This window comes from Klebsiella sp. ZJOU C1 (assembly GCF_035620215.1).
In the GTDB taxonomy this organism is placed as follows: Bacteria; Pseudomonadota; Gammaproteobacteria; order Enterobacterales; family Enterobacteriaceae; genus Klebsiella; species Klebsiella variicola.
In genome coordinates this window covers 3,829,662-3,841,658 of record NZ_CP141644.1, presented here as the reverse complement: position 1 = coordinate 3,841,658, position 11,997 = coordinate 3,829,662, and the positions used below count along the sequence as shown (strand labels likewise).

General features: G+C 56.9%; 11 protein-coding genes. 4 read left to right on the top strand and 7 right to left on the bottom strand.

Translation table 11 applies throughout. From position 1 onward, the window contains the following. Positions 1-62: 62 nt before the first annotated feature. The 4 genes from mepS to SPE70_RS18345 all read right to left on the bottom strand — a co-directional run bounded on the left by mepS (position 63) and on the right by SPE70_RS18345 (position 4,374). Positions 63-632, bottom strand: coding sequence for a bifunctional murein DD-endopeptidase/murein LD-carboxypeptidase (gene mepS / locus SPE70_RS18360; RefSeq protein ID WP_004201653.1), 570 nt, complete (start codon positions 630-632; stop codon positions 63-65). A 426-nt stretch (positions 633-1,058) separates the two neighbouring features. After that, complete coding sequence (locus SPE70_RS18355) at positions 1,059-1,772, bottom strand: phosphatase PAP2 family protein (protein WP_008804009.1); 714 nt, start codon at positions 1,770-1,772, stop codon at positions 1,059-1,061. A 37-nt stretch (positions 1,773-1,809) separates the two neighbouring features. After that, positions 1,810-2,787, bottom strand: coding sequence for a CobW family GTP-binding protein (locus SPE70_RS18350; protein ID WP_012967545.1), 978 nt, complete (start codon positions 2,785-2,787; stop codon positions 1,810-1,812). Between the two features lie 120 nt (positions 2,788-2,907). After that, positions 2,908-4,374, bottom strand: coding sequence for a mannitol dehydrogenase family protein (locus SPE70_RS18345; protein ID WP_064170376.1), 1,467 nt, complete (start codon positions 4,372-4,374; stop codon positions 2,908-2,910). A 207-nt stretch (positions 4,375-4,581) separates the two neighbouring features. Here SPE70_RS18345 and uxuA point away from each other — a divergent pair, with 207 nt between their 5' ends. Further along, on the top strand, positions 4,582-5,772 hold the full coding sequence (uxuA, locus tag SPE70_RS18340; RefSeq protein ID WP_008804012.1) for a mannonate dehydratase: 1,191 nt from the start codon (positions 4,582-4,584) through the stop codon (positions 5,770-5,772). A 1,202-nt stretch (positions 5,773-6,974) separates the two neighbouring features. On the opposite strand, the gene yeiP is transcribed toward uxuA, so the two are convergent. Next, the gene (gene yeiP / locus SPE70_RS18335) at positions 6,975-7,547 is read right to left on the bottom strand and encodes an elongation factor P-like protein YeiP (RefSeq protein ID WP_002912951.1); all 573 of its coding nucleotides are present in this window, start codon (positions 7,545-7,547) and stop codon (positions 6,975-6,977) included. 147 nt (positions 7,548-7,694) lie between these two features. On the opposite strand from yeiP, the gene SPE70_RS18330 reads away from it, so the two are divergent. Then, complete coding sequence (locus SPE70_RS18330) at positions 7,695-7,949, top strand: YkgJ family cysteine cluster protein (RefSeq protein ID WP_008804013.1); 255 nt, start codon at positions 7,695-7,697, stop codon at positions 7,947-7,949. Positions 7,950-7,951: 2 nt separating this feature from the next. Here SPE70_RS18330 and SPE70_RS18325 read toward each other — a convergent pair whose 3' ends face one another. Further along, positions 7,952-8,884 (bottom strand): LysR family transcriptional regulator, encoded by a 933-nt coding sequence (locus SPE70_RS18325; protein WP_012541024.1) that lies wholly within the window; start codon positions 8,882-8,884, stop codon positions 7,952-7,954. A 213-nt stretch (positions 8,885-9,097) separates the two neighbouring features. Between SPE70_RS18325 and SPE70_RS18320 the strand changes: the two genes are divergently transcribed. Together SPE70_RS18320 and SPE70_RS18315 are read left to right on the top strand one after the other, a co-directional pair. Then, positions 9,098-9,442 carry a DUF3302 domain-containing protein gene (locus SPE70_RS18320; protein ID WP_008804015.1) on the top strand — a complete coding sequence of 115 codons (345 nt, stop codon included), beginning with the start codon at positions 9,098-9,100 and terminating at the stop codon, positions 9,440-9,442. Between the two features lies 1 nt (position 9,443). Further along, entirely contained in the window at positions 9,444-10,580 is a 1,137-nt protein-coding gene (locus tag SPE70_RS18315; RefSeq protein WP_064170377.1) for an HlyD family secretion protein, read from the top strand. A 34-nt stretch (positions 10,581-10,614) separates the two neighbouring features. Here SPE70_RS18315 and setB read toward each other — a convergent pair whose 3' ends face one another. Further along, positions 10,615-11,796, bottom strand: a complete 1,182-nt coding sequence (gene setB, locus SPE70_RS18310) for a sugar efflux transporter SetB (protein WP_008804017.1) — start codon at positions 11,794-11,796, stop codon at positions 10,615-10,617. Positions 11,797-11,997 lie beyond the last annotated feature (201 nt).

Sequence of the window (11,997 nt, the reverse complement as noted above, 5' to 3'; positions counted from 1 at the left end):
CGGGGCAGTGTTTTTTTATCCCGCCTCCAGCCAAGGGATAACCGGCGGCGGTAGAGGACAGTTTACGAGCGGCTCAGAACTCGACGCGCTTCGTTGTAGCGCTTTTTCCAGTACGGTTCATCCATGCTGGAGATGGTCACCCCGCTGCTGGTGGAGGCGTGAACGAACTGGTTGTTGCCGAGATAGATCCCGACGTGGCGGCCGGTAGAGCCGGCGCGGAACAGAACCAGATCGCCAGTACGCAGCTGGGTACGGGAAATCGATTTTCCGGTTTCCTGCTGTTCAGAGGTTGAACGCGGCAGTTCCAGACCAAATTGTTCGCGGAAGGTGCGCTGCACAAACGCTGAGCAGTCGATACCTTTACGGGTGCTGCCGCCGAGGCGGTAACGCACGCCTTTCCAGCTGGCATACTGATCCATTAAACGGGACTTCACGTCCAGGTTACGGACCATCGTTTCAAATTCATCCTGAGAGGCTTGCAGTGATGATAAATCGCCACTACCCACAGCATGCGTCTCAGAATGCATATTCCTGGCGGTACTTGTTGAACTACACGCGGAAAGCAGAACCGCTACTGCAATCGCGGGGGCTACCCGCAAGATGTATCTCAAAATCGGCTGAGATTTGACCATGCTGTTTATTTTCCCTTGTTGTCCTTAACGACAATGTCGTTATAAAAAATGCCAAACGTGTTAGAGCCTAAATACCCATCCGCAATGAGACAATTCCTTAAGCTTAAATTTGTGCAGTCACGCACAAATTTATTCATGCTCTGAATTAATGTTGCGGAAAAGGCAAAACGAGAACGAGATTACCCTATCAAACGCCGCATGGCGAGCGGTTTTGCGCGATTTCTTATAAGTATTTTGGTGACAAAAAGTGAATCATTGGGAAAGGACAAAATAGCGCCAGTATCGGGTAAAAAACAGACAATTCCTTCATTTGTCACGGGATTAATGTGACAAGAAGATGAACATCATGTTGAAAAAAAGCGCAATTGAAAAAGGGGACCCAAAAGGTCCCCTTATAGATAATGACGCCAGACGGCGACCACGACATTATTTGGCCGATATTCCGCCGGGCAGAGAGCGATCGAAAAGGGCGATCAATTTATCGCTCAGCGGTGTCATCAATACCCACGGCGCGCCAATCAGCACGGCGGTCAGGGAGCCGACGGCAATATCGCTGAACCAGTGAGCGCCAATCATGACGCGCGGGAAAGCAAAGACCACAAATATCACCAGCGCCACGGTTAGCGCGCGGCGGCCGAAATAGCGCCACATAAAGCTCGCGAAGATCAGCAGCATCATCCCATGATCGCCAGGGAAGCTGTCCTTGGAGGCGTCTTTGGTGGGGAAATTGACGACATCGCTGACGCGGGTGACATCGTGGAAAAACAGCGACGGGCTGGCGCGCTGTACCGGCATCAGGTGCTGCGCCAGCTGGTTAATGATCACCGCGGCCAGCAGCATCACCAGGCCCATGATGGCAATCTGGCGACGGCCTGCTGGCGGCGCTTTAAGCCAGTAGCGGAGCATCAGGCAGCCCATCGCCAGCAGCGAACAGGCGTCGAAGGCGCGATTGTTGATGATCGCCAGCAGCCAGGCATAGGCGTGGCTGACGCTGACGCCATGGTTAAAGAAATGGAAGATCGCGGAGTCGACCGGCGACCAGGCGCCGTGGTTGACCGGCAGATACCAGGAGCAAAATAGCGCCACACCCGCGATGTTAAGCAGCAGAATTAAAGGAATTCGGTTTTTCATCATAGCCATTGCGATTTTGTGACAGTCGGCGGCAACCTTAGCCGCCTCAACTTAAACGAAGCCTCAACAGTGAGGTCTGGAGCGCGTTCCAGTCGGCTTCGTTCGCCGAGATAAGCTCTATTCGGCTATCGGGTGGGGGGACGCTCAGAGTCTCGATATGCCAATCCTCGCCCTGGCGGTTGATCCTCACGGCCCCTTCGGCAATGCGCATCACGCCTTTGACGCGCGCCACGGGCGCCAGCCGTGCCCATTCGAGCAGGCCGATGGTCTCAAAGACCGTTTCCGCGTCGAATATCCAGCCGCAGGCCTGATAGCCCTGGCCGCTGTTGAGGTGGCGGCGCCAGCGCTGGTGCTCGGGCAGGCTGAGTGCGGCGAGACCGCTGGTCGGGCGAGAGTGGTGAACATGCTCCGCGCTCGCCGGCAACGGGGCGGTGTTGCGGCGCGGCTCATCGAGCAGGGCGAGGTCGATATTACCCTGGGTTGTCGACACCTTGCGACGATCGCCGCCCCAGCGCTGCCACCAGTCGGCCAACGCCTGGGCGCTTTCGGGCGTTTCCCGATCGTTTTTATTGGCCACAATGATGTCCGCCGCGGCCAGCTGATCGCGGAAATTGTCGTTATTGACGACTTTTTCATCCAGCAGCTGACGGGGATCGAGGATGCACACCGTAGCGCGTAGATCGATCCAGGGTTCATACACCGCTGCGGTGAGGATATCGAGGATCTGCTTCGGATGGCCAAGGCCGGTGGGTTCGATCAGCAGGCGATCGGGTTTACCCTGGCGCAGCAGGGTATTCAGCCCAACCTGCATCGGCAGGCCGTTAACGCAGCACATGCAGCCGCCGGGGATCTCTTTGAGCAGGGCGCCGCTGTCGGCCAGCAGCGCGCCGTCTATCCCGACTTCGCCAAACTCATTCACCAGTACGGCCCATTTTTCATCCGCAGGCTTCTGCGCCAGCAGATGAAGAATTGAGGTCGTCTTACCGCTGCCGAGAAAGCCGGTGATCAAATTGGTTCTGGTCACTCTTTTCTCCAGGATAAATGTAATGTTGTAACAGTTACGCCTATCCTGACGAAAAAAGGGGGAAAAGAGAAGTCCTGAGGCGGACAGAAGAAGATTCTGTCCGCATAAGCGCAAATATTGTTAAGAATTTAGCGCGCGGGCCACGGCCTCGCGGGCACCGTGCGTCGCCAGTTGCTGCCAGGCGGCGCGGATCCCGGCGACAAACTGCGCGTTGTGCGGCAGGTCGCGGCCAAATATTTCCTCCAGACCCAGTAGCGCATCGACGCGCTGCTGCTCATCGCTCTGCGCCACCCGCTGCTGGATCTTGTCGACCAGCGGATCGCGCACGTCGATCGTCTGACCCGCGTCGTCCGTACCACTGACGTAGCGCATCCAGCCGGCAACGCCGAGGGCCAGCAGCGGCCAGCGGCTGCCGCGCTCAAGATGTACGCGGATGCCGTCGAGCATGCGCTGGGGCAGTTTCTGGCTGCCGTCCATGGCGATTTGCCAGGTGCGGTGTTTGAGCGCCGGATTACTGAAGCGGTCGATGAGGCTGTCGGCATAGGCCTCGAGATCGACGCCGGTAATGGTCAGCGTCGGAGCCTGTTCGTCAAGCATCAGCTGGCGAGCGGCGCGGCGGAAAACGTTATCCTGCATGCAGTCGCTGACGTGCGCATGACCTGCCAGATAGCCAAGCCAGGCGAGAAAAGAGTGGCTGCCGTTGAGCATCCGCAGCTTCATTTGCTCCCAGGGCAGCACGTCGTCGGTCATCTGCACGCCGGCTGTCTCCCAGGCCGGTCGTCCGGCGACGAAGTGGTCTTCGACCACCCACTGAATGAAGGGTTCGCAGCTGATGGCGCAGGGATCGTCGACCCCCAGCACGGCGGCGATTTCCGCCAGCGACTCGGCGGTGGCCGCAGGAACAATGCGATCCACCATGGTGCCCGGGAAGCTGACGTTATTGGCGATCCAGTTCGCCAGCGCCGGGCTGCGTTTTTCCGCCATACCGAGGACGGCATTTTTCACCACGTGGCCGTTGTCGGGAATGTTATCGCAGGAGAGCACGGTAAAGGGCGGCAGGCCCCGGTCCCGGCGGCGGGCCAGCGCTTCCACTAAAATACCGGGAGCCGACTGCGGCAGCGTCGGATTCTCCAGATCGTGAACGATGCGCGGATGCGTCGGATCCAGTTTGCCGGTCGCCGGATCGATGCAATAGCCTTTTTCGGTGATGGTCAGCGAGACAATCGCCACCTGCGGCTCGCAAAATTTTTCGATAATTGCCGCCAGCGAATCGAGCCTGGCGTTCAGGCATTCGTGCACCGCGCCGATCACGATGGGCTGGTTACCGTCGGCGCCTTTTTCCAGCACGGTAAACAGGTGGTCCTGTTCGCGAAGCTGGCTCATCAGCGTATCGCCGCTGAACAGACTGATTTCGCAGATCCCCCAGTCGCCGCCGACGTTATTCAGCACGCGATCGGTCAGCAGCGCCTGGTGCGCGCGATGAAACGCGCCAAAGCCGAAATGGACAATACGCGAGCGGAGCTGGCTGCGATCGTACTGAGGACGTTGCACGTTTTCCGGTAGCGTAGCGGTTGCAATTGTTGTCATTCTTTACACACCTGTTTAACTGCTTATTAACAATGCCAGTCTAAAGTTATATGACAGGAAATTAAATTGGTAAGCCGAAATTATCCGCTGACTGTGAGCTGGATCAATCAATGCGCCGGCACTGTTTGCAGCCTGAGGAGAAACATGTATGGTAGTCGTCATGAGTGTCGCCATTATTGGTATAACAACTTTTGTGAGGGCATAGCGATGGAACAAACCTGGCGGTGGTATGGGCCGAACGATCCGGTATCGCTTGATGATGTACGGCAGGCAGGGGCGACCGGCGTCGTGACTGCGCTGCACCATATTGCAAACGGTCAGGTCTGGCCGGTAGAGGAGATTAAAGCGCGTCAGGCGCTGTTAGCGGCAAAAGGGCTGACCTGGTCGGTCGTCGAAAGCATTCCGGTGCATGAGGATATTAAAACCCACAGCGGGGAGTATGCGACCTGGATTGCCAACTATCAGCAGAGCATCCGCAACCTCGCGGCCTGCGGCATCGATACCGTATGCTACAACTTTATGCCGATCCTCGACTGGACGCGCACCGATCTGGAATATGAGCTGCCGGACGGTTCCCGGGCGCTGCGTTTCGATCAGATCGCCTTCGCCGCCTTTGAACTGCATATCCTCAAACGCCCGGGCGCGGAAGGAGATTACAGCGAAGAAGAGCAGCGTCAGGCTGAGGTTTATTTCAAGGCGATGAGCGAAGCGGACATCGAGAAACTGACCCGCAATATCATCGCCGGCCTGCCGGGAGCGGAAGAGGGTTACACTCTTGACCAGTTCCGCGCGCGCCTGGCGGAATATGACCACATTGATAAAGCGCAGCTGCGCGAGAATATGGCCTACTTCCTGCGGGCTATCGTGCCGGTGTGCGAAGAGGTAGGCATCCGCCTGGCGGTGCATCCGGACGATCCGCCGCGGCCGATCCTTGGCCTGCCGCGTATCGTGTCGACCATCGAAGATATGCAGTGGCTGAAAGAGACAGTGGACAGCATCAATAATGGCTTCACCATGTGTACGGGATCGTATGGCGTCCGCGCCGATAACGATCTGGTGAAGATGGTGGAGACCTTTGGCGATCGCATCCATTTTACCCATCTACGCTCTACCTGCCGTGAAGCGAACCCGAAAACCTTCCACGAGGCGGCGCACCTTAGCGGCGACGTCAATATGGTGGCGGTGGTGGATGCGATCCTGCGTGAAGAGCAGCGGCGTAAACAGGCTGGCGATCTGCGCCCGATCCCATTCCGTCCGGATCATGGTCATCAGATGCTTGACGATCTGCGCAAGAAAACCAACCCAGGCTATTCGGCGATTGGCCGTCTCAAGGGGATGGCGGAAGTGCGTGGCGTCGAGCTGGCGCTGAAAATGACCAAATACCCTGAACTGCTGTAATCGCGGTAACAGGGATAATAAAAGGGACAGCCAGCGGCTGTCCCTTTTTACTGTCGGGGCGTCAGCCTGGTCGGGTAAGTGAAGCGCCACCCGACAAAATAACGGCGCAATGGGGTAGATACGGTGATCGGTTTGCAACAGTGTCGACCCTGGAAAAACCTGTGTTCTCTGTTATTTCCGGGCAGATTGCGCTCCCGATATTTCTTCTGCGTTATGTCACTCATGGTGCAGGGAGCGCACAGGGGGCGGCCAGTCGCCGCCGCCCCCTGTACCCCCTGGCTCCGGCCAGCAAAATCGCCACTTCGTGGTGCCTTCGACTTATCCCTGCAGGCTTCGGGTCGGGCCGAGGCAGCGTCCGTGCAAAACACGGCCCTCAGCCCGCATCCATGCGGGCTGCCCCGGCCTTCCGGGAACGTCTCAGCGATTTTGAGGCCGCCAGCACCGGCAGTTTCAGCAAGAATAGTGAATAACTTAACGACAGGGTGCCCGGATCGTAGGCCGGATAAGGCGTCAGCCGCCATCCGGCACAAATACGGGAACCGTGTTGAATGAATATTACCCGGCACCGGGGCATACCGTCGCCAAATAAAAGGGACAGCCAGCGGCTGTCCCTTTTTACTGTCGGGGCGTCAGCCTGGTCGGGTAAGTGAAGCGCCACCCGACAAAATAACGGCGCAATGGGGTAGATACTATGATCGGTTTGCAACAGTGTCGACCCTGGAAAAACCTGTGTTCTCTGTTATTTCCGGGCAGATTGCGCTCCCGATATTTCTTCTGCGTTATGTTACTCATGGTGCAGGGAGCGCACAGGGGGCGGCCAGTCGCCGCCGCCCCCTGTACCCCCGGGCTCCGGCCAGCAAAATCGCCACTTCGTGGTACCTTCGACTTATCCCTGCAGGCTTCGGGTCGGGCCGAGGCAGCGTCCGTGCAAAACACGGCCCTCAGCCCGCATCCATGCGGGCTGCCCCGGCCTTCCGGGAACGTCTCAGCGATGTTGAGGCCGCCAGCACCGGCAGTTTCAGCAAGAATAGTGAATAAATTAACGACAGGTCGTACGTAGGCCGGATAAGGCGTCAGCCGCCATCCGGCACAAATACGGGAACCGTGTTGAATGAATATTACCCGGCACCGGGGCATATCGTCGCCAAATAAAAAGGACAGCCAGCGGCTGTCCTTTTTTACTGTCGGGGCGTCACAGAGGATTAATCCGCGCGGCCCATATAGCGGCACTCTTCGATATGAATGCGGATTTTCTCACCGGTGGTCAGGTATTCCGGCACCTGAATTACCAGGCCGGTGCTCATGGTGGCTGGCTTGGTGCGGGAGCTGGCGGATGCCCCTTTAATACCCGGCGCGGTTTCGATAATTTCCAGGTCAACGGTCTGCGGCAGCTCCAGGGCCAGCAGCTGGCCGTCCCAGGTCAGCACCTGCATATCCGGCATCCCGCCTTCCGGAATAAACTGCAGCTCTTCTTCGATCTGCTCTTTGGTAAAGGTGTAAGGGGTATAGTCTTCTTTATCCATGAACACGTATTCGTTGCCATCGACATAGGAGAAGTCAACGAAACGGCGGGTCAGGGTCACGGTATCGACGATATCGTCACCTTTGAAGCGCTCTTCCACTTTCAGGCCGGTACGCACATCGGAGAAGCGCATTTTATACAGTGTCGCAGCACCACGGGCGCTGGGTGACTGAATATCGATATTTTTCACAATCAGCAGCTTGCCGTTGTAATTCAGCACCATACCTTTTTTAATTTCATTCGCTCTTGGCATTGCAGTAATCCTGTCACTTAACGAGTCAAAAATATCGCGTAAAACTACTCGCGCCCGCGCCTTCAGGCAAGCGGAATTCGCGAGTTTTGCTATCTTCTGGCAAAACGTTTAGGCTGTGGCACAAAATGAGCGTTTGGGAGCTGGGTTGTGGAATGTCGTACCGATTGTGGCGCATGTTGCATCGCTCCCTCTATATCATCGCCAATACCCGGCATGCCGCAGGGCAAGCCCGCCAATACCCGCTGTATTCAGCTTTCCGAGCACAACTTGTGCCTGATTTTCGGCTCCCCTCTGCGCCCGAAGGTGTGCGCCAGCCTGCAGCCCTCGCCCGAGATGTGCTTCACCCACCGCGATGACGCCATCACCTGGCTGCTGGATCTTGAGCTGGCCACCGCGCCCTGAGCTTAAAGCAGCAGATGAGACAGGTTTTTGATATGGGCGCTGAGGCCGTCGAGTAGCGCCTGTACGCGCAGGGGGAGAATGTCCCGCCGCTGGAAGATAAGCCAGGCCTGCAGGTCGATACAGCGCTCCTTTTTCAGACAGGGAACCAGCTGTCCCGCCGCCAGCTCGGTGGCGAGTGAATAGTAGGGCGCATAGACGATCCCCATCCCCAGCTTCGCCAGCTCCACCGCCGGTAGCGTGTTATCGCAAACGAATCCCCCCTTTACCGTGAGATTAAGCGGTTCGCCGTTTTTGCTTTTGAAGGTCCAGACATTGTCGCTGCCGCCCAGCATGCGCAGGGTAATGCACTCATGATCCACCAGCGCCTCCGGCTCGGCGATAGGATGTTGCGCCAGATAGTCCGGAGAGGCGAAGACGCCGGTGCGAAAGCGGGTAAAGGGGCGGGCGATGAGATTTTCATTCTGCGGCTTAAAGGGGCTTATCAGCAGATCGCAGTCGCTATTGAAGATGGCGCCGTATTTCTGTTCCCGCTCGCTGGCGTTGCGGGTGACCAGATTGATCTGCAGCTCCGGCAGGGTTTTCCTCAGCGCCGGCAGAATATAGCGCCCGAGAAATTGATGGATACCGATGGGCGCCCCAAGGGTGACCACGCCCTGCAGCGTGTTCTTATAACGGTCGGCGAGGTTGATAAGCTGTTCATGTTGTTCGAGAACCGCGCGACTGGCGTGAATAAACTGCTCGCCGAACTCGGTGCGCACCAGCTCTCTGGCGGTGCGCAGGAATATGGCCAAACCGACTTTCCGCTCCACGCTGGTCAGCGTCCGCGAAACGTTAGACTGGGGCATATTCAGGCGCTGGGCCGCCCGGCTCACGCTGGCGGTTTCGGCGATAGCGCAGATGATCCTCAGCTCATCCATTTTAAAGTCTTTCAACATCTTATCGCTGCCTGATATCTGTAATATATCAAAAATGATATACCAGTTTGGCGGAATTGCCATGTGATTTATTGATCCGCTAAACGTATGATGGCCTTTGCGTTGAACAGTCCGTTATTTAAGGAAAATTGTGCGTTTTATCGCTTCTTTTGTGGTCCTCGACGTCATTAAAAATAACGATCTTCCCGCTGGCTTACTGAGTGTATATGCACCATGCTGCTTAATTATTTTGCTTTGTTTGTATTAATACTGGTTTTTCTCATATTATTTTATGGAGTGATTATTATCCACGATATTCCCTATCATATCGCGCAAAAACGGCAGCACCCCCATCAGGACGCGATTCATGTGGCGGGCTGGATAAGCCTGTTTACCCTGCATGCTATCTGGCCTTTTCTGTGGATCTGGGCCACCTTGTACCGCCCTGACCGCGGGTGGGGGATGGCTTCGCAGACCGAGGATAGTCTGCAACGCAAGGAACTGGAGCAACGTATCGCATTACTCGAAGCGGCGTTAAAAAACAGCCAGCAGGCGTCAGCGGGGAATAAAGATAAATAATATGGATCTGTTAATTATCCTTTGCTATGTCGCCATCGCCTGGGGCGTTTTTAAGATATTTCGCATTCCAGTAAATAAATGGACAATACCCACTGCCATATTAGGCGGAATAGTGGTCGTAGGCGCGTTAATATTAACGATGAACTATAACCATCCCTATACGCTGCGGGCGCAAAAAATTGTTGTTTCTATTCCGATGGTGCCTCAGGTCTCAGGCGAGGTGGTTGAGGTCACTAGTAAAACCAATGTGTTAATGAAGAAGGGCGAACTGCTGTTCCGCATCGATGACACCCGCTACCGCGCGCGGCTGAACAAGCTGAAAGCCGATCTGGCGGCCGGGGAGGCGACGCTGCGGGCGAAGCAGGCGACTATCGACGATGCCAGCGCCAGAGTGCAGCAGGCGCTGGCCGAGTACGATCGTGTTACCCGTGACTACCAGCGTTATGCCCAGGGAGCGGCCATGCCGGTCAATCCTTTCTCGGAACAGGATGTGACTCACGCCAGGCAGCAGGTGCAGATCCAGACGGCGGTATTGCAGGCGGCGAAAGCGCAATTACAAAACGCCAGAGAGCAGGTGTCTGGCCGCTATAACGGGCTTGATGCCAACATTGCCAGTCTGAAATCGCAGATCCTCGAGGCGGAGTATAATCTGGCGCAAACTGTGGTTCGTGCGCCGAGCGATGGCTACGTTACCCAGCTATTGGCGCGGCCGGGGATGACCGCGGTACGTCTGCCCTTCAAGCCGGTGCTGGTGTTTATTCCCCAGCAAAAGCGCCTGGTGGTGGCGGTATTCCGCCAGAACTCGGTTCTGCGTCTGACGGCCGGGGATAGCGCGGAGGTGGTGTTTAATGGTCTGCCGGGCAGCGTCTATAGCGGTAAGGTATCGCGGGTGCTGCCGGCGATCCCGGATGGCAGCTATCTGGCCAGCGGTGCGCTGCAGGGGCTGAGCGCCGGGGCAGGAAAAGAGGGCATCTATGTGCTGATCGACCTCGATCCCCACCCGGAAGTGGAACATTTACCGGACGGGGTCAGTGCGCAGGCGGCGGTTTATACCGATTATTTTGCCCATGTGTCGATTATGCGCAAAGTCCTGCTACGAATGACCAGCTGGCTGCATTACCTCTATCTGGATCATTAATCAGGATGGCCCGGTCGAGGCCGGGCCGTCTTGCCTACACGTCCCTGATCCGCCACAGGCAGACCTGAGCGGTGATACCCATGACCAGCGCTATCCAGAACACCGCGTGATAGCTCCAGATCTCCGCTACTACCCCCGCCAGTGAACCGGCGATGATCCAGCCGACGCGGGTGGTATTGGTGTAGAGGGTAGTGGCCGCGCCCGCTTGCCCCGGCATCAGATCCTGGAAATAGAGCATGCCGATCCCGGCGAGGATCCCGATATAGACGGCGTTCAGCACCTGCATCGCCAGCAGCAGCGCCGGCGTATGCACCGTCAACATGCCCACGTAAAACAACACACCGGCCACTGCCGAAAGGCGCATCAGAAAGCGTTTACCAAAGCGCCGGGCATAATAACCGGCAATCAGCATGGTAGGAATTTCCAGTCCGGCCGCGGTGCCCATCATCAGCCCGGCCAGCTTCTCCGGCAGATGCAGCTCATTAATGATAAACAGCGGCATATTAATGATGTACAGGCTGTTGGTGCCCCACATCAGCGTGCAGATGCTAAACAGCAGCAGCGCATCGCGGCGGTGCGTGCGCGGGGCTTCCAGCCGGCCCGTCGCCACCGCCGCCGCTTTATGCATGCTGGGTAAGAACAGCCAGACCATGATCCCGCAGACGATAAACGCCGCCGCAGCGCTGAGATACATTGCGGTAAAACCAAACCCCATCGCCAGGGCGTAGGCCAGCGGGGGACCAATCACCCATGCCAGGGAGACCTGGGCGCGCAAAATGGAGCTGAACATCACCGCTTCGCGACCGGTCTTGTCGGCGTGCTCGCGCGCGAGGGCGAACATCTGCGGGTTGGCGGTCGAGCCAAAGCTACTGAGGAAGACGCCGATAAACAGCAAAATGAAGTAGTTCCGGTTCCAGGCAAACAGCAGGCAGGCCAGCACCCCCAGCAGGCAGCAGACGACAATCAGCTGTTTGCGATCGCCCCGGCGGTCGGAGCGGCCAGCGAGGAACTGGCTGACCAGAATGCCAATGACGGCGCTACCAGTAAAAAAGAAGCCGACCATCGCCGGGCGGACGTGCACTTCGTTGGTCAAAAAGAGGCTCAGGGTTGGGGTTTGCAACGCCCCGGCAATGCCTGTCAGAAAGGCGACGATCAAGAATGCTGAAGAGGTTACATCGAACCCGCGTCGGGGAAGAGCGGCGCTACGGTTTTGCATGTTCGGTTTTCTGTAGTTTCAGGAGACGGCGCGGAGTTTACGCCTGCTGGCAGAAAATAAACAGTAGTATGGCACGAATAATTAAAAAGGCGTTTCAAAATATAAGGTTCAGCAAAAAGCTGACGTTTGCGGTGGTCGATAGCAAAGGCTTCAGCAAAAGTGTGCAGTACCTCTAAGTTCTGCAATCAAGTCGCTGACGTA